Origin of the sequence: Sorangium sp. So ce327, assembly GCF_051530205.1 — a bacterium.
GTDB lineage: Bacteria > Myxococcota_A > Polyangia > Polyangiales > Polyangiaceae > Sorangium > Sorangium cellulosum_B.
In genome coordinates, this window is the sequence record NZ_CP150330.1 from 12,012,910 (window position 1) to 12,037,017 (window position 24,108).

At 70.5% G+C, this 24,108-nt stretch carries 8 protein-coding genes and 3 pseudogenes; 9 read left to right on the forward strand and 2 right to left on the reverse strand.

What is annotated here, in order from left to right; all coding sequences use genetic code 11:
- Window positions 1–38: 38 nt before the first annotated feature.
- From WME95_RS45050 to WME95_RS45075, 6 genes and pseudogenes are all read left to right on the forward strand, one after another.
- Window positions 39–4,595 (forward strand): annotated as a pseudogene (locus WME95_RS45050) (amino acid adenylation domain-containing protein); the annotation flags it as partial.
- Window positions 4,575–7,778, forward strand: a pseudogene (locus WME95_RS45055) (amino acid adenylation domain-containing protein); the annotation flags it as partial. The pseudogenes WME95_RS45050 and WME95_RS45055, both read left to right, overlap by 21 nt.
- A 78-nt stretch (window positions 7,779–7,856) precedes the next feature.
- Window positions 7,857–8,609, forward strand: a pseudogene (locus WME95_RS45060) (alpha/beta fold hydrolase); the annotation flags it as partial.
- A 64-nt stretch (window positions 8,610–8,673) separates the two neighbouring features.
- On the forward strand, window positions 8,674–10,101 hold the full coding sequence (locus WME95_RS45065; RefSeq protein WP_437905375.1) for an aspartate aminotransferase family protein: 1,428 nt from the start codon (window positions 8,674–8,676) through the stop codon (window positions 10,099–10,101).
- Between the two features lie 24 nt (window positions 10,102–10,125).
- Window positions 10,126–11,139 (forward strand): TauD/TfdA family dioxygenase, encoded by a 1,014-nt coding sequence (locus WME95_RS45070; RefSeq protein WP_437905376.1) that lies wholly within the window; start codon window positions 10,126–10,128, stop codon window positions 11,137–11,139.
- A 712-nt stretch (window positions 11,140–11,851) separates the two neighbouring features.
- On the forward strand, window positions 11,852–12,901 hold the full coding sequence (locus WME95_RS45075) for an IS110 family transposase (RefSeq protein WP_437905378.1): 1,050 nt from the start codon (window positions 11,852–11,854) through the stop codon (window positions 12,899–12,901).
- 564 nt (window positions 12,902–13,465) lie between these two features.
- Here the strand turns inward: WME95_RS45075 and mxcH (WME95_RS45080) are convergent.
- Both mxcH (WME95_RS45080) and WME95_RS45085 read right to left on the reverse strand, forming a co-directional pair.
- Window positions 13,466–15,709 (reverse strand): TonB-dependent siderophore myxochelin receptor MxcH, encoded by a 2,244-nt coding sequence (gene mxcH / locus WME95_RS45080; protein ID WP_437905380.1) that lies wholly within the window; start codon window positions 15,707–15,709, stop codon window positions 13,466–13,468.
- 242 nt (window positions 15,710–15,951) lie between these two features.
- Window positions 15,952–17,220 (reverse strand): hypothetical protein, encoded by a 1,269-nt coding sequence (locus WME95_RS45085; RefSeq protein WP_437905382.1) that lies wholly within the window; start codon window positions 17,218–17,220, stop codon window positions 15,952–15,954.
- Window positions 17,221–17,476: 256 nt separating this feature from the next.
- Between WME95_RS45085 and WME95_RS45090 the strand changes: the two genes are divergently transcribed.
- From WME95_RS45090 to WME95_RS45100, 3 genes are all read left to right on the forward strand, one after another.
- Entirely contained in the window at window positions 17,477–19,861 is a 2,385-nt protein-coding gene (locus WME95_RS45090) for a penicillin acylase family protein (protein WP_437905384.1), read from the forward strand.
- Between the two features lie 235 nt (window positions 19,862–20,096).
- Window positions 20,097–22,727, forward strand: coding sequence for a TonB-dependent siderophore myxochelin receptor MxcH (gene mxcH, locus WME95_RS45095; RefSeq protein ID WP_437905386.1), 2,631 nt, complete (start codon window positions 20,097–20,099; stop codon window positions 22,725–22,727).
- 50 nt (window positions 22,728–22,777) lie between these two features.
- Window positions 22,778–24,076, forward strand: coding sequence for a hypothetical protein (locus WME95_RS45100; RefSeq protein ID WP_437905388.1), 1,299 nt, complete (start codon window positions 22,778–22,780; stop codon window positions 24,074–24,076).
- Window positions 24,077–24,108 lie beyond the last annotated feature (32 nt).

Below are 24,108 nucleotides of genomic sequence, written 5' to 3' on the forward strand. Positions count from 1 at the left end.
GCGCGGCGTACCCAGAGGACTCGTTGATAGGTCGTGCCATGCGTAACAAGAAGAACGTTCAAGCCATCTATCCGCTGACTCCCTTGCAGCAGGGCATGCTGCTCCACGCGCTGGAGGCGCCGCCCGGGGGCGACCCGTACCTCCTCCAGCTCTGCTTTCACCTGCGAGGGCGCCTCGACCGGGAGGCCTTCGCGCGCGCGTGGGGCCAGGTGGCGGCGCGCCACGACGCCCTGCGGAGCGACGTGGAGTGGCAGAAGACGAGAGAGCCTGTCCAGATCGTCTACCGCGAGACGCAGCCCGTGGTCCGCGCGGTGTCGTGGAGCGCGGCCCCGGCCGACGACGCGTCGGCGCGGCTCGCCTCCTTCCTGCGCGAGGAGCGCGCGCGCGGGTTCGACCTCGCCCGGTCGGCGGATCCGCGCCTGACGCTCATCGAGCTCGGCCCGGAGGAGCACGCCTTCGTGTGGGAGATCCATCACATCCTCCTGGACGGCTGGAGCGTCGCCAACGTCCTCGGCGAGGTGCTCGCCCACTATCGGGCGGACTCGAGGGGCGAGCGCTCGCCGCTCTCGATGGTGCCTCCGTATGCAAGCTACGTGAAATGGCTGAAGGAGCGTGATCACGGCGCCGCCGAGCGGTTCTTTCGCAGCGCGCTCGCCGGGTACGATCGGCCGATCGAGTTCCCCGGCCGCCCGGGGCCGGGGCAGGAGGGCTCGGCCCGGTTCGCCGAGCAACGCGTGGTCCTCGAGCGCGAGGAGTCCGAGCGGCTGCGCGCGGTGACCCGCGACTGGAAGGTGACGCTCAACACGTACTTCCAGGGGGTATGGGCGCTCCTCGTCAAGGCGTGTACCGGGAGCGATGATATCGTGTTCGGCGCGACCGTCTCCGGCCGGCCGCCGGAGATCGGGGGTGTCGATCGGATGGCGGGGATGTTCATCAACACCCTCCCGGTCCGGGTGAAGATCAACCCCGCGGAGCGGGCGCTCGGATGGCTGCGCCGGATCCAGGCCTACAGCGGCGAGCTGCGGCAGTTCGAGCACTCGAGCCTGGCGAGGATCGGCGCCGACCGGGGCCGGGAGAGCCCGCTCTTCGAGTCCATCGTGGTGTTCGAGAACTACCCGGTCGCCACGGTGCTCGACGGGCTCTCGGATCTCGGGCTGCGGGTGTCCGTCCTCAAGCCGGAGGAGTCGGCCTCGGGCGACGTGATCTTCAATCGAGGCCGGAACAGCTATCCTCTGACGCTGGTGGTCGCCCCGGGCGATCGCATCGAGGTAGCCCTCTCCTATCACTGCGATCGGGTGAGCCACGAGGCTGCCCGGACGATGCTGCGGCGCTTCCGGGATCTCTCCGCCGAGCTGCTGCGCGACGCCGAGGCGCCGCTCTCGTCGCTCGGACGGGCGCCTCACGCGGGCGCGGCGGACATCCCCGCGGGCGGCGCCGCCGAGGCGGCTCCCCGCGTGCAAGGCGGCGTGCACGAGCTGTTCGCGCGTGCCGCGGCGCAGAGGCCGAGCGCGGTGGCGGTGAAGGTGGAGCGCGATGCGCTGAGCTACGGAGAGCTGGAGCAGCGGGCGAACCGGCTGTCGAGCTACCTGAGGAGCCGTGGGGTCGGGGCGGAGTCGCGGGTGGGGCTGTGGCTGCCGCGGAGCACGGGGCTGCTCGTGGGGCTCGTGGGCGTGCTGAAGAGCGGCGCGGCGTACGTGCCGCTGGATCCGAAGCAGCCGGAGGCGCGGCTGCGGGAGATGGTGCAGGACAGCGGGGCGCGGGTGGTGCTGGGCGAGGAGAGCGCGAGACGGGCGCTCTCCGGGCTGGACGTGGAGGTGATCACGCCGGCCGAGGCCGAGAGCATGGCGCCGGCCGAGGGGGAGAAGAGCGCGCCGGTGAGCGCGGAGCAGGCGGCGTACGTGATCTACACGTCGGGCTCGACGGGCCGGCCGAAGGGCGTTGTGGTGACGCACCGGGGCGTTGTGAGCTACGTGCAAGCGCTGCTGTCGCGGCTGTCGCTGCCCGAGGAGGCGAGCCTGGCGATGGTGTCGACGATCGCGGCGGACCTCGGCAACACGGTGCTGTTTGGAGCGCTGTGCTCGGGGCGGACGCTGCACCTGCTGTCGGACGAGCGGGTGTTCGATCCGGACGCGATGGCGGAGCTGATGCACGCGGAAGGGGTGGACGTGCTGAAGATCGTGCCGAGCCACCTCAAGGGACTGCTGCAATCGTCGCATCCGGAGCGGGTGCTTCCGCGGCACACGCTGATCCTGGGGGGAGAGGCGACGTCGTGGGAGCTGCTGGAGCAGATCCGTCGTCACGGGAGCTGCCGTGTTGTGAACCATTATGGCCCGACCGAGACGACGGTGGGTGTGCTGACGCACGAGCACCGGCCGGAGCAGGCGGCGGCGAGCGCGACGCTGCCGCTGGGCAAGCCGCTGTCGAACAGCCGTGTTTATGTGCTCGGCAGCGATCTGCAGCCGATGCCGAGCGGCGTGGCCGGAGAGGTCTATATCGGCGGGCAGGGCGTGGCGCGCGGGTACCTCGGCCGCGCGGATCTGACAGCGGACCGGTTCGTCCCGGACCCGTTCGGCGAGGCGGGGGAGCGGCTGTATCGCACGGGGGACCGAGCGAAGTACCTGGAGGACGGGAGCATCGAGTTCCTTGGCCGGGTGGACGAGCAGGTCAAGGTGCGCGGCTACCGCATCGAGCTCGGTGAGGTGCGGGCGGCGCTGCTGTCGCTGGCCGAGGTGTCGGACGCGCAGGTGCTGGTGCAGGAGGGGCAGGCGGGGAACGCGCGGCTTGTCGCGTACGTGATCGGGAAGGAGGGAGCTCGGGACGGTGCGGCGCTGGAGGCGCGGTTGCGCGAGCGACTGCCGGACTACATGGTCCCAGGCGACTACGTCTTTCTGGACGCCTTCCCGCTGACGCCGAACGGCAAGCTCGACCGCAAGGCGCTGCCGGCGCCGGCAAAGGCAGAAGCCGCGCAGGACGTGCCGCCGCGCACGGAGACGGAGAAGAAGCTCGCCGCGATCTGGTGCGAGGTGCTCAAGCGCGACCGCATCGGCGTCCACGACAACTTCTTCAAGCTGGGAGGGGACTCGATCCTGACGCTCCAGGTCGTCGCGCGGGCGAGGAGGGCGGGCATCAAGCTCACCCCCAAGCAGATGTTCGCGAACCAGACGCTCGCGGAGGCGGCGAGCGCCGCTCAGCCGCTCGCCGTCGCGCGAGAGCCGAAGGACGAGGCCGCGGCGGGCGATGTGGAGCTCACGCCCATCCAGCGGTGGTTCTTCGAGCAGGAGTTCCCGGCGGCGCACCACTGGAATCAGTCCGTCCTCCTCGAGGTGACCGCGCGGCTGGACGTCGCGCTGCTGGACAGGGCGCTCCAGGCGATCGTCCAGCACCACGACGCGCTGAGGATGCGTTTCCGGAAAGAGGGCGGCCGCTGGAGGCAGCGGTACGGCGAGGGGTCGCCGTCGGGCCTCGTCCGGCACGTCGACCTGAGCGCGGAGGTGGACGTCGCGGCGGCGATCGAGCGTGTGGCCGGCGAGGCGCAGCGCAGCCTGGATCTCGCCGAGGGGCCGCTCCTCCGCGCGGTGGCCATGGATCTGGGGAGCGGGCAGAGCGGGCGCTTGCTGCTCGCCGTCCACCACCTCGTCGTGGACGGGGTCTCCTGGCGCATCCTGCTGGAGGACCTGCGGACCGCGTATCGCCAGCTCGAGGCGGGCGCGCAGGTGGCGTTGCCGGCCAGGAGCAGCTCGTTCCAGCAGTGGTCGCGGGCGCTCCGCGATCACGCGGGCAGCGATGGGATCCAGCAGGACCTCGCCCGCTGGCGGAGCGCCGTCGAGGCGCCGGAGCCGGAGCTCCCGGCGGCGAACCCGCGCGGGCGAAACACGGTCGCCACGGCGCGGACCGTCCACGCCGAGCTCGGCGAGGCGGAGACGGCGCGGCTCCTGGCCGACGCCTCGCGGGCGTACCGCACCCAGATCGGCGATCTGCTGCTGACCGCGCTCGCCCAGGCGCTCTGCGCGTGGTCCGAGCGCGACAGCGTGCTCGTCGAGCTGGAGGGGCACGGGCGAGAGGACCTCTTCGACAGCCTCGACGTCACGCGCACGGTGGGGTGGTTCACGACGCTGTACCCGGTGCGGCTGGCCCCGGATCCGCGCGACATGGCGCGATCGATCAAGGCGATCAAGGAGCAGCTCCGGCAGGTGCCGGGCAGGGGGCTCAGCTACGGCGTGCTCCGGTATCTCCACCCCGGCGGAGAGGCGCTCGCCCGAGGCGCGCGGCCGCTCGTGACCTTCAATTATCTGGGCCAGTTCGATCAGGTCTTCGAGGGAGACGGCCTGTTCGCGGTGGCGCGCGAGTCGGCCGGCGAATCGCGCGCACCGGACAGCGCCCGCCGCGCGTGGCTCGACGTGAACGCCCTGATCCACGGCGGCCGGCTCAGGGTCGAGCTGGTCTACAGCGCCGAGATCCACGGGGCCGCCGAGATGGCGCGGCTCTCGGAGCTCTACGTCACGCGTCTGCGCGCGGTGATCGAACACTGCTGCTCCTCCGGCGCCTCCGGGGCGACGCCCTCCGACTTCCCGCTCGTGCGCGCGTCGCAGGCCGCGCTCGACGCGATCGGCCTCGACTACCGGAGCGTCGAGGACATCTATCCCATGACCCCGATGCAGCAAGGGCTGATGCTCCACTCGATGCTCAGCGCCGGCTCCGGCATCTATCACATGCAGTACGTCTACCGCGTGAACAAGCCGGTCCACGTAGAAGCGTTCTGCGAGGCGTGGAATCGGGTCGTCGCGCGGCACCCGATCCTCCGGACGGCGTTCCTCCTCGGCGAGGAGGCCGGGGCGATCCAGGTCGTCCACCGCGACGCGGGCCCGGTGTGCGAGCTCCTGGATCTTCGAGGGCTCGACGAGGTAGCGCAGAGGGTGGCGCTCGACAGGCTCCTTCAGGAAGAGCTCCGCGCCGGATTCGACCTCTCGAAGCCGAGGTCGTTCAGGACCCGGCTCATCCGGCTCCGCGAAGGCGAGAGCTGCTTCACGAGCAGCTACCACCATATCCTGATGGACGCCTGGTGCAGCTCGCTCGTGATGCGGGATTTCCTGGCGTACTATCATGCGCTCGTGGAAGGGCGGGAGCCCGACCTGCCGCGCCTCCCGCCGTACAAGGCCTATGTCGAGTGGCTGCTCCGGCAGGACGCGGACGCGGCGCGGGCGTTCTGGAAGAACGAGCTCAAGGGGTTCGCGCACCCGACGCCGCTCGCGTTCGCGGCGCTGTCGGACAGGGACGGCGCCGCGAACGACCGGGTCGACGATTGCTACGAGTCGCTCGACGAGGACACAACGGCGCGGCTCCATGCGCTCGCCAAGCGCCTCGGCGTCACGCTGAACACCGTCGTCCAGGCGGCCTGGGCGCTCGTGCTCTCCCGCCACGCCGGCCTCGACGACGTCGTCTTCGGCGTGACCGTCGCGGGGCGCCCGGTGGAGATCCAGGGCGCCGAGTCCATCGTGGGGCTCTTCATCCAGAGCATCCCGCTCCGGCTCTGCGTGGACGCGGAGCAGCGGGTAGCGGACTGGCTACGCGCGGTGTTCGACAAGAACGCGCAGATCCGGCAGCACGAGCACCTGCCGCTCACCGACATCCGCCTTTGCAGCGAGGTGCGCGGGTCGTCGCTCTTCCACAGCCTCTTCGTGTTCGAGAACGCCCCGGTCGACGAGGACGTGGTCCGGGAAGGCGCGGAGATGGGCGCGGAGGGCATCAAGAACCGCACGCACACAAACTACCCGATCACCGTCGTCCTCTATCCCTACCAGCGTTTCGGCCTGCACCTCTCCTACAACGGCGACCTCTTCCAAAGGGACGAGATCGAGGCGCTCCTCCGGCACTTCCAGGCAGCGCTTCAGGGGCTCATCGACGGCGCGGACAGGCGGGTAGGGGACATCTCGATCCTGGGCGACGCCGAGCGGCGCATGCTCCTCGGCATCAACCGGGACCGAGCGGATCTCGCGCCGCCTTCGAGCTACGTGGAGCTCTTCGAGCGGACGGTGAGGGCCTCCCCCGGGCGGGTCGCGGCGCGTTGCGGCGACGCGGCGTGGAGCTACGCCGAGCTGAACGCGCGCGCCAACCGCATCGGCCGCGCGCTGGTCGAGGCGGGCGTGGGCCTGGACGACGTGGTCGCGGTGCTCGACGAGCGCGCGCTCGATCTCCTGAGCATGATCCTCGGCGTCTTCAAGGCCGGCGCCGCGTACCTCCCGCTCGACCCGCGGCACCCGGCGCAGCGGCTCTCGGACATCGTGCGGCTCGCCCGGCCGCGCGCCGTCCTCGTCTCCGAGGCCTTCCGGCCGGCGCTGGAGCAGGCGCTCGCCCTCCTCCCCGGCGCGGATCGCCCTCCGGTCCTCCGGCTCGACGCGATCCCGCGGGGCCCGCTCTACGAGCAGGATCTCGGGATCTACAGCGGGCCGCGCAACCTCGCGTACGTCATCTACACGTCCGGGTCGACGGGGACGCCCAAGGGCGTGATGGTCGAGCAGCGCGGGATGCTCAACAACCAGCGGAGCAAGATTCCCTATCTCGGCCTCACCGACCGCGACGTCATCGCCCAGACCGCCTCCCAGTGCTTCGACATCTCCGTATGGCAGCTCCTGACCGCCCCGCTCTGCGGCGCGGCGGTGGACATCCTTCCGGACGCGATCGCGCACGATCCCGCCGCCCTGTTCGAGCGCGTCGTGGAGCGCGGGATCACCGTGCTCGAGGTCGTCCCGAGCCTGCTCGCGAGCGCGCTCGGGGGCGATGGCCTGCCGCCGCCGGAGCGGCTCCCCCTGCGCTGGCTGCTGCCGACGGGCGAGGCGCTGCCGCCGGACGTCGCGCAGCGATGGCTGGCCCGTTATCCAGAGGTCCCGCTCGTCAACGCCTATGGACCTGCAGAGTGCTCCGACGACGTCTCGCTCCACACGCTGAGAGAACCGCCGGGCGCGCGGGACACCCATGTCCCTGTCGGCCTGCCGGTGGACGGCACGCAGCTCTACATCGTGGATGCGCGCCTCGCCCTCGTGCCGGTGGGGGCGACCGGCGAGCTCTGCGTCGCCGGCGTCGGCGTCGGCCGCGGCTACCTCGCGGATCCCGCGAAGACAGCGGAGGTGTACCTCCCGAACCCGTTCAGCGCCGAGCCGGGCGACAGGCTCTATCGCACGGGCGACCTGGCACGGTATCGCCCCGACGGGGTGATCGAGGTCGTCGGCCGGCGCGATCACCAGGTGAAGGTCCGGGGCTATCGCATCGAGCTCGGGGAGATCGAGGCGCGGCTGCTGGACCACCCGGGCGTGAAGGACGCTGTCGTCATGGCCCGGGAGGACGCGTCCGGGGAAAAGCGCCTCGTGGCGTACGTGGTGCCCGCGCAGCCGGAGCTCGCGCGCTCGGGGAGCGAGCCGCTCCGCGCGGCGCTGAGGGCTGCGCTGCCGGAGTACATGGTGCCGTCGCTCTACGTGCTCCTGGACGCGCTGCCGCTCACGGCGAACGGCAAGGTCGATCGCAAGGCGCTGCCCGAGCCCGACGGGAGCCAGCCGCGCGCGAGCTACATCGCGCCCCGGAGCGAGCTCGAGCGGACGCTCGCGCAGAGTTGGTCCGAGGTGCTCCGCGTCGAGCGCGTGGGCGCCCACGACAACTTCTTCGAGCTGGGCGGCCACTCGCTGCTCGCGGTGCGGATGATGCAGGCGCTCGGCCGCGCCCTGGGCGAGCCGCAGCCGCTCGCGCTGGTGTTCCAGCACCAGACGCTCGCCGAGCTCGCGGAGGCGATCGGCCGCCGGGCGAGGCGCGACCCGCTGGAGACGCTGGTCCCGATGCGCACCGGCGGCGCGAAGAGCCCCCTCTATTGCGTGCATCCCGCGGGCGGCCACGTGATCCGCTACCGCCCCCTCGTCGAGCGCTTCACCGGTGTACGCCCCGTGTACGGGATCCAGGCGAGAGCGTTCACCATGGAGGACTGGGTCGATGAATCCGTCGCGTCGATGGCGGAGCATTACGCCGACGAGATCACGCGGTCGCTGCGCGGCGGTGTCGTGAACCTCCTTGGCCACTCGTTCGGCGGCGTGGTGGCGATCGAGGTCGCGCGCGCGTGCGCGGAGCGCGGCCTCGAGATAGGCTTCCTCGGGCTCATCGACGCGACGGCCCTCCTGTCGCCGGCGGAGCAGCCAGACGGGCCTTTCGCGGCGCCGCCCGGCGCGGGTGCGCTCGATGACATGTCCCGATGGATCGAGGCCTCTGCGCTGCGGCGGAAGTGGCGCCGGCTGCTCGACGCCGCGGACGACGGCGCGCGCGCGTGGATGGCGCGTCAGTTCGAGGCGCAGGGCCTGTCTGGCAAGCGGCTCGACTGGGCAGAGGAGAGCGAGCTCTTCAACGTCGTCAACACGCACAGGTTGATGCAGGGCTACGCGCTGCGCCCGGTCGTCTTCCCGGTTCACCTGTGGTGGGCGAGCGCGTCGGTCGGCGCGGACGGCCGGCGCCTCGCCCGCGGCGGGCCGCTCTCCAATCTCACGGTCGTGTCCTCGGTCGTCGTCGAGGGCGATCACGACAGCATTCTTCTCGACGAGCGCCTGCGAGAGTCCGTCTTCGCGGCGATGGGGGATTGACGATCAGTCGTGTTGAACAACGTGTTTTCGGCGGGGGTCAAGTTTTCGCTTGGCGAGGTGTTCTATGCGTCCCGGTATTGAAACGAGCTCCACTCAGGGTGCTGCCTCCGTGGCGACACCGCTCACGTTCACGTCGACCTACTCGTTCGGCGACAACGACCTTCTGGCGAGGCAGAGCGCGCGGGAGTCGAACGCGCGGAGCTACCCAAGGCGGATCCCGCTCGCGCTAAGGCGCGCCCGTGGCATCTACGTCGAGGACGTCGAAGGGCGGGTGTTCCTCGACTGCCTGGCCTGCGCCGGCACGCTGGCGCTCGGCCACAACCACCCGGTGATCGTCGAGGCGATCCAGCGCGCGCTGCGCGACGAGCTGCCGATGCAGACGCTGGATCTCACGACGCCGGTGAAAGATCAGTTCATCGACGACCTGTTCTCGATGCTCCCCGAGGAGTTTGCGCGCCACGCGAGGATCCAGTTCTGCGGCCCCACGGGCACGGACGCTGTCGAGGCGGCGCTGAAGCTGGTGAGGACGGCGACGGGCCGCAGCACGATGCTCGCGTTCCACGGCGCGTACCACGGGATGTCGCTCGGGTCGCTGAGCCTCATGGGGAACCTCGGCCCGAAGCGGGCGCTCGGCGGCGCGCAGACGGGGGTGCAGTTCCTGCCCTATCCCTACGACTACCGGTGCCCGTTCGGCATCGGCGGCGAGCAGGGCGCGGCGGCCGGCCTTCATTACATCCGCAACATGCTCCAGGATCCCGAGAGCGGCGTGCTGCCGCCCGCGGGGCTGATCCTGGAGCCGGTGCAGGGGGAAGGAGGGGTGATCCCTGCCTCGGAGTCGTGGCTGCGGGAGATCCGGACGATCACGCGGGACGCCGGGGTGCCGCTGATCCTCGATGAGGTCCAGACCGGCTTTGGCCGGACCGGGAAGTTCTTTGCTTTCCAGCACGCGGACATCCTCCCTGACGTGCTGGTGCTCTCCAAGGCGGTCGGCGGCAGCCTGCCGCTCTCCGTGGTGGTGTATCACGAGTCGCTCGATCGCTGGCAGCCCGGCGCGCACGCCGGCACGTTCCGGGGCAATCAGCTCGCGATGGCGGCGGGCTCGGCCGCGATGCGCTTCATCCGCTCGGAGCGCCTCGATCTGCACGCGGAGGCGATGGGTTCCCGGCTGAAGGGCCACCTGGTGAAGCTCCAGAAGCAGCACCCCTGCATCGGCGACGTCCGCGGTCGAGGGCTGATGCTCGGCGTGGAGATCGTGGACAGCGCTGGCCGGCCCGACGAGCGGGGCGCTCGCCCGGCGCACCCGAAGCTCGCGTCGGCCATCCAGCACGCGTGCCTGAAGCGCGGCTTGATCCTCGAGATCGGCGGTCGTCACGGCAGCACCGTTCGCCTCCTGCCGCCGCTCATCATCACGGAGGCGGAGGTCGATCGCGTCGCGGAGATCATGGCGGCGGCGATCCGCGCCGCCGTCGAGTCGTTGGATCGGGTGGCCTGAACGGTGACAAAGGGCGACGCCGCTATGGATATCTCATCTCTCCCCGAGTGGACCCTGAGCCCGGTAAAGCACGTGCAGCCCGGCGACGATCTCTCTTTCCCGCTCCTCGTGCGTCCCGAGCGCGAGGGCACGGATCTGATCGCCTGGCTGGAGGTGCACCGTCCCGAGGTGGACCGCGCGCTCTCGACGCACGGCGCCGTCCTGCTGAGGGGGTTCCGCGTCCCTGACGAGGCGGCGTTCGAGCGCGCCGCGCGGGCGCTCTGCAGCGCTCTGGAGCCCCGTTATGGCGATCTGGTCAAGCGCGAGAGCGCCGAGTTCATCTACGACGCGACCTGGTACCCGAAGGACCGAGCCATCCTGTTTCACAACGAGGGAGCGCACACCCCGGAGCTCCCCACGCGCCAGCTCTTCTTCTGCGGGCGCGCGGAGTTCACCGGAGGCGAGACGCCCATCGTCGACTGCCGTCGCCTGTACCGCGCTCTCGGCCCGGCGTTCGTGCGGCCCTTCGAGTCGAAGGGGCTTCTTTACGTGCGTAACTTCATCCGGGGCGTCGACGTACGCTGGCAGGATTTCTTCCGCACCGACGATCGTTCCGTGGTGGAGCAGCGGTGCCGCGCGCAGGGCGTCGAGTGGACGTGGAAGAAGGACGGCTCCCTTCGCATCGCGACGCGCGCCCCGGCGGTGATCCGCCATCCGGGCACGGGTGATCCGAGCTTCTTCAATCAGGTCTTGCTGCACCACGTCTCCTGCCTCGACGCGAAGACGGCCGCGGCGCTCAGGGCCGTGCTCGCGCCCCAGGATCTCCCGCGCAACGTCTGCTTCGGAGACGGCAGCCCGATTCCCGACGAGACCATCATGGAGGTGCTGAAGGTGACGGTGCAAACCGCCGTCCGTTTCACCTGGCGTCTGGGCGACATCGCGCTGCTCGACAACCTCGCGACGGCCCACGCCCGCAGCCCCTTCGAGGGCGATCGTCAGATCCTCGTCGCGGTCGGCGACATCGTCTCGCAGCGGTCGCTCCGTCCTGTCGCCGCGTGATCGCGGCTCATCCCACGCCGGCGCGGACCCACGTCGATCTCGGCGCTGGACCGCTGCCGGCGCCGGGGCGAGCTTCCTGCGAAAGAGGATGGATCGCCGACCGGCCTCGCGAGATCCGCGGGGCGCGTGAGATGGAGCCTAAAGCGACAAACGGGTTGAAACCACGAGAAAAAGCAGGAATTTCACGGGGAGGCGGGGAGGCGGGGAGCGAGAGACGGCAAGAGAAAGAAATTCATTCTTTCTTCCTCCCCGCCTCCTCGCCTCCCTGTGAAAATTCTCCGGGTTTCAACGTGATAGATGGGATGAGGCAACCCAAGCGGAGCCTGGATCCACGATGCCGACCGCACCGACCCGTGCGTCTGCTCGACGTGTCCGCGCGGCGGGGCCTGCGAAGACAGCCCGCTGCACCGTGGAGGTCGGCCCATCGGCAGCAGCAGAGCGTGCTGGAGTGCTCGGGGGCGTCAAGGGTTCGCGAGCGGAGCTCGCCGGCTTGGCCGCCCTTGACTCCCCCTGCGCGCTCCAGCCGGACAAAGCTGCGGGCGACGGGCGGACGGAGGCCTCCGGCGGGGGCTCCAAGCTCCGGAGAGCAGCGCGCAAGAAGGAGCCACTCGGAGCAGCAAGCAAGATGGCTGACCTCTCGCCTGCAGGGTTGCCTGCGGGCACCCCCACGCGTTCGAAGACGCAGTCGACGGGGGCCCAGGAGAGGTCAGCCATGCGAAGTGTAGCGCTGGATCTGGGGGTCAACGAGATTTCGTTCTGCGAGGTAGCGGGCGGGCAGGTGGCGCTGCGACGCACGGTCCGCTCGTTTGATTCGCTTCAGGACGTCCTCGGTCCGTCGTCCTCGCCGGCCCGGGTGGCGCTCGAGGCGTGCCGCGAGGCCTGGGTGGTTCACGACAAGCTCCGCGATTGGGGCCACGACGTCTTGGTCGTCGACACCACGCGAGCACGTCAGCTCGGCGTTGGCCAGCACGGCCGCAAGAATGACCGCCTCGATGCCGAGGCGCTGGCGCGCGCCGTCGAGCGCGGGGGCATTCCGCTCGCTCACGTGCTGTCGCCCCACCGGCGAGCCATACGCCACCAGCTGGCCGTGCGACGCGCGCTGGTCGAGACGCGGGCCCAGTATGTCACCACCGTGCGCGGCATCCTGCGCGCCTGCGGACACAAGGTCGCGACATGCATGACCGAGGATTTTCTCGCGCGGCTGAGCGAGGCCTCTTTGCCAGCCGATACCCGTCAGCTGGTCGGGCCCTTGGTGACCGCGCTGGAGGTGCTCAACCCCCAGATCGCGCTGGTCGATGCCGCGCTCGAGCAGCTGTGCGCCCACGAGCCGGTGATCGCGCGGTTGACCACGGCGCCCGGCGTGGGGCTGGTCGTCGCTGCCGCGTTCGTCTCGGTCGTGGACGAAGCCAAGCGCTTTCGCCACGCCCACCAGCTCGCCTCCTACCTGGGTCTGGTTCCCTTGGAGGACACCTCCGGCGGGCGCGACAAGCGGCGGCTGGGTTCGATCACCAAGCAAGGCAACGCGTACGTGCGCATGCTGCTGACGCAGGCCGCGCACACGATCCTGCGGCACAAGAACAAGAGCGGCGACGACCCACTGCGTCGATGGGCAGACGCCATTGCCGAACGCCGGGGTCGCCACATCGCCGTCGTGGCGCTGGCGCGGCGGCTGTCGGGGGTGCTGTGGGCCATGTGGCGCGACGGCACGCTCTACGACGCGCAGAGCGCAGCGGCTGCCTCGGCCAAGGGCCTGCGCCTGTAGGCGCAGTCGGTCGAGCAGCAGGCGCACGCCTTGCAGCGAGCCACGGTCAAGGCGCGCCGCCGGCAGCGGTCCGTCGACAAGGGACTCAATGCCGCCACGGCAGCGGCTCCATCGAGGCCGAGCTCGACCTCAAGGAGGGCCTCGATGCACTGACTTCCCCCACACGGGGGACCTGCGCCACGAGCGCGCCACGTTGGGAGCGTGAAAGAGGGCTACGTGGATGAGCGCGGGAACACCGAGGGTGATCCGCCTCTGGGTAGAACACGCCGTTTGATAGATTGCGCCTCCACGATCCCGTTTCGGACCCCAGCCTGCATCCAGGCCACCAGGGCAACCGCCGGCCTGTGAATGCGGATCGTCGATTGAGCCACAGCTCGCTCCTGCGGACGCGACGCGGCGCTCCAGCACAACCGTAACGACGCCCACCAGGGCGAAGGGAGACGTCCATGCCGAAACGACCTGCACTGACGACGCCGAGCGCTACCGCTGCCGCTTCGAAGCCGGTCAGCCGCGGAAAGAGAGCGCTAAAGCCCTTGACCTCGGGGTTGCCTCATCGTCGGTGTTCTATAGCTCCGCCGTCGCCTTGAAGTAAAACGCCCGCCCCGGCCGAGGCACCCCGAAATAATCGAACGCCGGCGCGTCCGTCAGGTTCTGCACCTCCAGCGTCGCGCTCACGCTGGGGACCGCGCGAAGCATGTATTCCAGCGCGAGCGAGTGCACCACCTGCGAGTCGACCTTGTCCTTCGACGCCGGGTCGCCCGCGTCCTCCCATGCGACGTAGAACTCGTGCGCATAACGAGCCGTCCAGGTCAGCGCGATCCGGTCGTTCACCGTGCTCACGTCCGGCAGCTCCAGTCGCACCGACGCATTGCCGAACAGCCAGGGGCGGTTCGGCATCCGGCTCCCGTTGAACAGCGCGAAGTCCCCTTGCTCCGACGTGTTCCGGAGGTCCATCCAGGTGACGTTCCCGTCGATCGCGACGTACTCCCCGGGCGCCGTCCAGCCCGCGGCCGCCTCGACCCCGAGCGACCGCACCGCCGAGATGTTCTGGTACTTCGTATAGACTCGCTGGCTCACGAGCAGCGCGCTCATGTGCTCCGTGTCCCGCAAGAACCCGCTCACGTCCCCGCGGAAGGCCCCAGCGCGCGTGTCTCGCGCGTCCACCGTCACGCTCAGGTTCAGGTTGTGGCTCCTGTCCGGCCGGAGATCCAGGTTCGGGCGGATGAGCACCCCGTTGCCGAAGATCTCGTCGGGCCGCGGGAGCCGCGACGCGTACTCGTAGGACGCCTTGGTCCAGAGCCAGTCCGTGAAGCGGAAGCGCAGCGCGTCCCCGAAGCCCACCCCGTGCGTCGTCCGGTCGAGCTCCTCGTCGCCCCCGAGCGCGGACGCCGCGTGATAGAGGTAGTCCTTGACGAACACGATGTTCTCGAGCCGCCGGTCCATCACGTCGAGCTGGTGCTCGAGGCCGCTCACCAGCGTGAACAGCGCGCGCCGGGCCGACAGCGGATCGATCGAGTCCGGGTTGACCCGCCGCCTCTCCTCGCCTGTGCGCGCCACGAACGTCGGCGACATCGAGAGGCGCAGCGTGTGCTGGAGCGACGGCGTGTAGCTCGCGTTCACCCGACCGATGATCTGGTGCTCCCAGTTCCGCGTGTCGCTCTTCCACGCCCCGATCTCTCCGCCGCCGTCCTTCCTCTCCGCCACGCGGCGGCCGAACCAGTCGTACGTGTACGGTGAGGTGTCCGTGAACCTCAGGGTCCGGAAGCTGTATCCCCCGAGCGCCGCGAGCGACAGCCTTCGTATCAGCCAGTGGGGCCGCTGGTAGCGCAGCGTCCCGCCGGCCACGGTCTCGCCGTACTCGACCTCGCCGTAGGGATACACCCCATCGGCGTCCACCTTGCCGAGCGTGTGCTGGAGCCCCTTGGCGTAGTCCGTGGCGAAGAGCCGCAGGAGGAGCCGCTTCGCCCACGGCTGGTCCACGAAGCCGAGCTCGAGGTTCCCGCCGATCGCGCGGTAGGCGTCGTTGAAGCGGTGGACGCGGGCGGTCCGGGGCCTGCCGCTCTGCCGGTCTGCCACGGGGGCGTCCATCGCGTAATCGTTCTTCGCCGCGTCGAGGAAGCCGCTCGCACCGACGAAGAAGCCGCTCGGCTCGATCCGCCGCCTGCCCATCGCGGTGAGCCGGTACGTATCGAACGAGCCGACCTCGTACGACGCGGCGGCGCGCGTGCCGCGGTAGGACTGATCCGTCGCCAGGTTGACCACCCCACCGAGCGCGTCCGCGCCGAAGCGGGTCGGGACCACGCCACGGTAGATCTCGACGCGCTCGACCAGGTTCACGGGGATGTTCGCGATCCCCTGGCCGAACCCGGAGAACTCGAGCGGGACTCCATCGACGAAGAACCGGATCTGATCGTCGACGAGCCCGTTCAACGAAAAGCGCGTCTGCGAGCCGAGCCCGCCGGATCGCCGCGCGCTCACGCCGGCCTTCCGGCCGAGCACCTCGCCGAGATCCGCGCTCTCGCGCTGCGCGCGATCGGTGTCGAACGCCTCGACGGGCTCCGCCGACTGGCGCAGGCGATCCGCCTCGGAGTCGCCCTTGACCATGACCTCGATGGCGGGCGCGGCTTGCGCGTCGGCCACGGGCGCGGCTTGCGCGTCGGCCACGGGCGCGGCTTGCGCCTCGGCCACGGGCGCCTCGGCCTGCCCCTCAGCCGTCGGCGCGGGGGCCTCCTGCGCGAAGGCAGCGGGGGTGACGGCGAACAGCAGCGCCCCTCCGAGCGTACTCCAGTCCTTGCGTGCTCTCTTCATGTCCATGCTCGTCCGGGCGGTGCCTGTCCGCGCCCGCGGCCCGCGCTTCCGGGCCCTGGCGCGGCGCGCTGCCCTCCGCCGCCAGCGAAGAGCGCCGCTCAAAACCTCCCGTCGCCAGGCGGCCGAGAGGAGGCGCATCGCGTCGTTGCTCTGCGTCGCCCCACGTCAGCAGGGCGCCTCGTCACGCCTGGCGCTGCATCCGCTCCTGGCCGCCCGGCCAGGTCCGGTTCTGCTCGGCCCTCTTAGCGCATGCGCGCCATCAACTCCACCATGCCCTCGACGCTGATCGTCGGGACCGGATCGCTCCCGCCCGTCATCTCCATGAGCGTCGTCGTGGAGGCGCCCGTCGCCTTGTCCTGCACGTTGGCCGGGTGGAACACGCGCCCGTCCTCGAGCTGGAAATACCACTCTCCCGCCACGATCCACGGCAGCGTGGTCACCTCGCGCGCCTCCCCGGCCTCCGGGTCGAAGTGCCAGTAATGCCAGTTGCTCTCGAGCGACGCGTTCTGGAGCTCCGTCGGGTCCGTGCTCGTCACCCGCTCCTCGTGGAACGCCATGAAATAGAAGCCCTCGCCGCCGTCCGGGATACCGCCGTTCGCCGCGCGGCCGCCCGCGAGCGCCGACAGGTCGAGGTACCCGTCGGCGTCGATCTCCTCGGCTCCAGCGCGGATGCGCAGCGCGCACGAGGGTTTCGGCGTCGAGGCCGTGTGCAGCGTCATCGTCGCGAGCCAGCTCTGGAAGAAGTAGATGTCCCCCGAGGCGAGCTCCACGCTCGTGAAGGCGCCTGCGCACCGGTCGTCCTCATCGATCGTGACCACCTCGTCGCTTGCCGTATCGATGACCAGGAGTCCGGCGGCCTCCAGCGGCGCATAGTCCTGGTCCCACCAGCCCACCGGCAGCAGGAGGCGATCGCCCCGCCGGCGCGCCGCGAACGGCGCGCCGATGACCTCTGCCGAGTACCCCTCGCGCTCGAGGCCCGAGAGATCGATCTCGACGCCGGGCAGGGTCATCGCCGACGGATCCCACGCGATGGCGCGGAGGCCCGGCGCGTCGAAGACATACGCCTTCGTGTCGCTCACGATCGTGATGTTGTAGCCATCCACGCCGCGGAGCCCCAGCGCCGCGAAGCTGAGCGTCTCCCCGCGCGTGAGCTTCCCGCCGTCGAGCGTGTAGCGCGTGATGGTGGGTGAGCCGTAGCCTCCGGGCACGTAGAGCGCGCCGCCGTGCACGTGCGGAAAGGAGGTCTGCACCTCGAGTCCCTTGCGCGTCTCGACCTGCGTCTCTGCGTCGAGGCCCGGCGCGACGCTCAGGTACGAGAGCGATGACTCCGGCGTCCTGATCTTCGCCGAGATGGCGTAGGCCGGGCCGTCCTCCCCGACGCTCCCGCCGGTCGCGCTCGGGCTATCACCGTCGTCGCCTCCGCACCCTGCGGCGGCCACCGCCGCCACGAGCGCTGCACTCCAGCCCGCAAGCCGCGCGGCCCACCGCATCTTCACGCACGTCGTCGACATCGATCCTGCTCCTTGCGCTCGGCGCACATTATCGCACCCTGGACGGGTTGAAAGTGAGAACCACTTTCAATTAGATTGCGCAGTTATCCCGGTCATGCGCCCTTGTCAACTGGCGAACGAGGATCTGCCTGGAGCCCTGGAAGTGGAAAATTCTGAGCAATTACGAGCTATTGAGACCATTCCGGGCGACGTCCCCGCGGCCGCGCCATCGTGCGCCGTCACACCACGCCCGCCGGCTCGTCGCTCGAGGCGCGCCATGAAGATCGTGCTGTTGCTCCTCGCGGCGCTCGGCGCGCTCGCCGTCGCGGGGCTCGTCTTCTTTCGCAGGTCGCTCCCGGAGGTCTCGGGAGACGTCACCGTCTCCGGGGTGTCGGGTCCTCTCGAACTCGTCCGCGACCGCCATGGGATTCCGCACATCTATGCGCAGAGCGTGGACGACGCGTATTTCGGCCTCGGCTACGTCCACGCGCAGGATCGGTCGTGGCAGATGGAGGTCAATCGCCGGGTCGGCTCGGGCACGCTGTCCGAGGTGTTCGGCCCGGAGGCGCTCGGGCAAGATCGATGGTTCAGGGCGCTGGGTCTCCGCCGCGTCGCCGAGGAGAACCTCGCTCACCTGGGCCGCGAGGCGCGCGCCGCCCTCGACGCCTACGCGCGCGGGGTCAACGCCTTTCTGGAGGAGGGGCGGCCGCTTCCGCCGGAGTTCGTCCTCTTCGGCGTGGAGCCGGCGCGCTGGACGCCGGCGGACTCCCTCGTGTGGCTCAAGGTCATGGCGTGGGGGCTGTCGGCGAACTGGGAGCGAGAGCTGCTCCGGGTGCGCCTCGGCGGCGCGCTCACGCCGCGGCAGGTCGCGGAGCTGCTCGCGCCGTACCCCGGCGACGCGCCTGTCCTCGTGCCGGCGCTGCCGGCGCTCCACGGCGCGCTCGGGCCGGCCGTCGGGGCGCTCCTTGCCGCGGTGCCGCTCCGGGGAGATCGCGCCGCCGGCTCGAACAACTGGGCGGTCGACGGCGCGCGGACCGAGAGCGGGAAGCCGCTGCTCGCCAACGACCCTCACCTCGATCTGACCGCGCCGTCGCTCTGGTACTTCGCGCACCTCAGCGCGCCGTCGCTGAACGTCATCGGCGCGACGTTACCCGGCCTGCCGGCGGTGCTGCTCGGGCGCAACGACCGGGTCGCGTGGGCGTTCACCAACACCGAGTCCGACACGCAGGATCTCTTCATCGAGAAGCTCGTCCCTTCGGATCCGACGCATTACCTCACGCCGGACGGGCCGCGTCCGTTCACGACCGTCCGGGAGCCGATCAAGGTGAAGGGCAAGCCCGACGAGGTGCTCGAGATCCGCGTCAGCCGGCACGGACCCGTCGTCTCGGACGTGAGCGAGGCGGTGAAGCGGCTCGTGCCCGAGGGCCACGTGCTCTCGCTGAGCTGGGCCTCGCTGCGAGCCGACGACGCCACGTTCTCGTTCCCGGTGAAGGCCGCGCTGGCCCGGAGCTCCGCCGAGGTCCTCGAGGCGACGCGCGACTTCCACTCTCCTCAGCAGAACATCACCTTCGCCGACGTCGACGGAGAGATCGGCTTCATCGCCGCTGGCCGCGTCCCGATGCGCCGCGCCGACAACGACCTGAAGGGCCTCGTCCCGTCGCCAGGGTGGCTGGAGCAGTACGACTGGGCCGGCTTCGTCCCGTGGGAGGAGCTGCCGCGGTCGCGGAGCCCCGCGTCCGGACGCATCGTGACCGCCAACCACAAGGTGACGCCGCCCGGCTATCCGCACTGGATCACCTCCGAGTGGGATCACCCGTACCGCGCGGAGCGGATCACCGCGCTGCTCGACGCGACCGCGCGGCACTCGGTGCAGAGCTTCGCCGCGATCCAGATGGATGTTCGGAGCGGCACGGCCGAGCTGCTGCTCCCCGCGCTGCTCCGCGCCGCCAGCCCGACCAGCGAGGCGCAACGCGCGCTGCTCGATCGCCTGCGCGCGTGGGATCTGCAGATGCGCGCGGGCGCGGCCGAGCCGTTGATCTTCGCGGCCTGGCTGCGCGAGCTCTCCCGGCAGATCTACGAGGACGAGCTCGGCGACCTGTTCGGCCCGGCCTTTGGCGAGCGGCTCGCGTTCCTGCGCAATGTCCTGTCGGACGTGGACGGCCAGGCGCGCTGGTGCGACGACGTCCGGACCGAGCCGCGCGAGTCGTGCGACGAGGCGGCGGGCCGCGCGTTCCAGCGGGCCATTGCCTATCTCGAGGAGCGATATGGCGGCGACCCGGCAACGTGGTCCTGGGGCGCGGCGCACCCCGCGCGCTCGCAGCACGCCGTGCTGGGCGGCGTGCCGGTGCTGTCGCGCTGGTTCGACGTGGAGGTGGCGAGCGCGGGCGACAACCACACGATCAACCTCGGCGGCTACTCGATAGGAGACGAGGATGGACCGTTCGTCAGCCGCTCGGGGCCGGGTTTCCGGGCGATCTACGATCTCGGGGACCCGGAGCGCTCGGTCTTCATGCTCTCGACCGGCCAGTCGGGCCACCCGCTGTCGCCGCGCTACCGGGACTTCGGCGAGCCGTGGGCGGCCGGCGAGCACGTGCCGATGGTGACGCGCCGGGACGCGGTGGAGCGCGACGCCCTCGGCACGCTGCGCCTCAGGCCGAGGTAGCGGAGACGAGGGTGGGGCCGGTGAGTCGATCTCACGGCGCCGCGTGGCCGGACGGGGATCGCGGCCCTCCCGCAAGTGGAACTGAAATTGATTTCTGCTTTCATTTCGGGTACTGGAGTTTTCTGACATGATCGCCAGCCACGTGCCCCGCCGCCCAGGTTCCGCGCTGGGCGCCTGGTCGAACGTGCGTGCTGTGGCGCGAAGGGCTGTCGCTCTTCGGGGCCCGACTGCAGGCGTGCTGGCCTTCCTGCTCTTCGGCGTGCAGGCGCCGGCGCGCGCGCAGGACGGCGCCCCGCCGGCGGGGCGCGCGGGGGATGGTCGTGACGCGGGCGGCGCGCGCGCGCCTGCTGCCGGCCCGATGGACAGCGAGCGTCCCCCGGCCGCCGGGGTCCCTGCCGTCGAGCCGCCGCGGCTCCTCGAGCGCGTCGAAGCCGAGGTTCCGGCGGAGGCGCGGGCGGCACGACGGGAGGGCACGGTCGTGCTGAGGCTCCTCATCGACGCGGAAGGTCGCGTGACCGAGGCCGAGGTCACGACCTCGCTGGGTCACGGCCTCGACGAGGCGGCCCGGGCGGCGGCGCTCCAGTTCCGCTTCGCGCCGGCGCGCCGTGGCGCCACCGCGGTCGCCTCACGGATCCTCTACGGCTACGAGTTCCGGTTCGCGGAGGAGCCCCCGGCCGCGCCGTCGCCCGTCGCGGCGGGCGGAGCCGGGGTCCCCGAGGCGCGGCCGGTCCCTGCGGCGCCTCCGGTCCCTGCGGCGCCCCCGGTCTCGGCCGCGCCCCCGCCGGCCCAGGGGCCCCTCCAGGCGGCCGGCGCGGCGCCCGCCGAGGTGACTGTGCGCGGCGCCGCGATGGCCGAGCGCCTCCGGCAATCCGCGCAGGCGGTCACGGTCATCGAGACCGAGGAGGCGCAGCGCAGGACGGCCGACATGGGCGAGGTGCTCGCCCGCACCGCGGGCATCAGCGTGCGGCGGAGCGCGGGGCTCGGGTCGTGGGCGCGGTTCTCGCTGAACGGCCTCACGGAGGATCAGATCCGCTTCTTCCTCGACGGCGTGCCGCTCGATCTCGCGGGGTACCCGTTCGGCGTCACGAACGTGCCCGTGAACCTGGTCGAGCGCGTCGAGATCTACCGCGGCGTGGTCCCTGTGCGCTTCGGCGCCGACGCGCTGGGCGGGGCCGTCAACCTGGTCACGGATCGCGACGTCCGCGGCACCCATGGCGCGGCGTCCTACGAGATCGGCTCTTACGACACCCACCGGCTCACGCTCTCGGGGCGGCACCTGCACGAGCCGAGCGGCTTCTTCACCCGCGTGAGCGGCTTCTTCGACCATGCGAAGAACGACTACCCGGTGGACGTCCTGGTGCCGGACGCGAGCACCGGGCGCCTGCAGCCCACCCGCGTCTATCGCTTCCACGACGCCTACCGAGCCGCGGGCGGGAGCGCCGAGCTCGGCTTCGTGAACCGGCCCTGGGCGCGGCGGCTGCTCCTGCGCGCCTTCGTCACCGACGGGGACAAGGACCGGCAGCACAAGCCCGGCCATATGGATGTCCCCTATGGCGAGGTCACGAGCGGCGAGCTCTCGCCGGGCGCGACGCTCCAGTACGAGCAAGGGCTCGGCCGCGGCGTCGCCCTCGACGCGCTCGTCGGGTACACGCTCGGGCGCGGCACCTTCCTCGACGTCAGCGACTGCATCTACGACTGGTTCGGACGCTGCGTCCGCAAGCGCACCAGGCCAGGTGAGGAGCAGTCGCCCCCCCGGGATCAGGTGTTCTGGGAGCACAGCGGTCTCGGCCGCCTGAACCTCCGCTACCGGCCGCACCCGGAGCACGCAGTGCAGCTCTCCTTGTCCCCGACGTACGTCTCGCGCACGGCAGAAGAGCGCAGGCCGGACAACCCCCAGGAGCGCGCTCGGCTCAGCGGGGAGCGCAGCCTGTTCACCTGCGTGTTCGGCGTCGAGCACCAGCTCAACCTGCTCGACGATCGCCTGGAGAACAGCCTCTTCGTGAAAGACTACGTGCAGCTGCTCCGCGCGAAGGAGCGCCTCCCGGGGCTCGACGAGCGCTTCGGCGGGCGGGATCGCGACACCCACCGCGTCGGCGTCGGCGACGGCCTCCGCTATCGCTTCTCCGAGCGGCTCTATGCCAAGGCGTCCTACGAGTGGGCGACGCGGCTCCCGCGGCCCGACGAGGTGTTCGGCGACGGGGCGATGATCGTCGCCAAGCTCGGTCTCTCGCCCGAGACGAGCCACAATGGAAACCTCGGCTTCACGATCGACGCGCGCGACACGCCTTCGGGCGCGTGGCGCCTCGACGCGAACGGCTTTCTCCGCGCGATCGACCGGCTCATCACGCTGGACAACCACACTCAGCCAGCCTCCTACGTGCAGGTCATGGGGGCCCGGTCGCTGGGGGTCGAGGCCGTCGCCGGCTGGACGTCGCCGGGAGAGCACATCGCCCTCGACGGCAACATCACCTATGAGGATTTTCGCAAGACGTCCGACGAGGGGAACTTCGTCGGCTCCGAGGGCGAGCGGATGCCGAACCGGCCGTGGCTCGTCGCCAACGGCTCGGCGCGCGTGCAGCTCCAGCGGCTCTTCGCGCCGCGCGACACGATCTCGCTCACCTGGGACACGCGCTATGTGCACGAGTTCTACGTCGGCTGGCCGAACGTCGGGCTGCTCGAGTCCAAGGCCAAGGTGCCTTCGCAGCTCCTGCACTCGCTCGCGCTGACCTACGTCGTGCGCGACGCGCCGCGCGTGGTGAGCTTCACCATCGAGGCTCACAACCTGACCGACGCGTGGGCCTCCGATTTTTACGGTGTCCAGCGGCCCGGGCGGACGCTCTCCTCCAAGGCGACGCTGGAGATGTGACGACGATGTCGAGGCGAACCGTCGCGCTCGCATGACAGGAGAAAGAGTGGATGAGAGTGATTCAGCGAAAGCGGCGGCCATCGAATCGCGCGAGCGCCACGGCCTTCGTGCTCGTGCTCTTGACCGGCGTGTCCGGTAGCGGCTGCGGCGACGACGAGACGTCGAACCCCGTCGATCAGAGCAGCAGCGGCGGCCAGGGCGGCGGCGGCCAGGGCGGCGATGACGGCGTCGATGACGGCGGCGACGCGTTCATCGTCGCCACGCGCATCTGGGACGACACCGCCACCAACTCTTACTATCACGTGGTGTCGTCGCTCGACGCCGCCACGGCGGTCGACCCGACCCAGGCGCTCGAGATCACCGGGGCGGCGAGGCTGTTCGCGTTCGAGGGAACGGGCTGGTTCGGCGTCGGTGGCGCCGAGTCGCCGACGATCTCGCGTTACACGCTCGATGATTCCAGCAAGCTCGTCAAGGGAGACGCGATCAGCCTCCAGCCGTTCGGCGTGGAGAGCCTCTGGCCCACGAATTACGTCATCTCTCCGACGAAGGTCTACCATCCGGATCGCGCGGGCGAGCAGATCGTCGTGTGGAACCCCGCGACGATGGAGGTGGAAGGGACGATCCCGCTGCCGGACACGCACCGCGAGGGCTACCTGGCGCTGTACGGATACGGGTCTGTCCTGCGCGGCAAGACGCTCCTCTTCTCGGTGGGGTGGTTCGACTGGAACACGACCGACACCATCCTCCCGGAGACCGGGCTCGTCGCGATCGACACCGAGACGGACACCGTCGCGCGGTTCGACGTCGACGATCGGTGCGGCGGGATCTCGCAGTCCGTCGAGACGGCCTCCGGCGACGCCTACTTCGTGAGCTCGGCGCTCGGGGCAGCGGCCTATCGGCTCGATCGGCTGGAGACCGCGCCCTGCGCGCTGCGCGTCCTGAAAGACGCGGACGCCTTCGACCCCGAATTCCACCTGCTCCTGAGCGAGCTGGCGGACGGCGCGCTCGTGGGCGATCCCATCCCTGCGGGCGGGGACAGCCTCTTCCTCCGGGTGTTCGAAGCGAGCCTCGCCACGATCGAAGCGGAGACCAAGACGTTCGAGGTCACTGGCCAGCCGGCGTGGCACTGGTGGCGGTGGGACACCGCGGCGAACGAGGCGGCGCCGATCGGGGAGCTGGCCCCCTCGCCCGCGAACGTCTCCTTCTTCGAGGTCGACGGCCGGGTCTTCACGATCGATGAGGGGAGCGACTCCATGGACAGCACGCTGATCGAGCTCACGGCCGAGGGCGGCCCGAAGCTCGGCCTGAAGACGCCGGGGTACCTGCACGGGTTGGCGAAGGTGAGATGAGCTCGCGCGGGGCTCCGCGCGACGGGACAGGG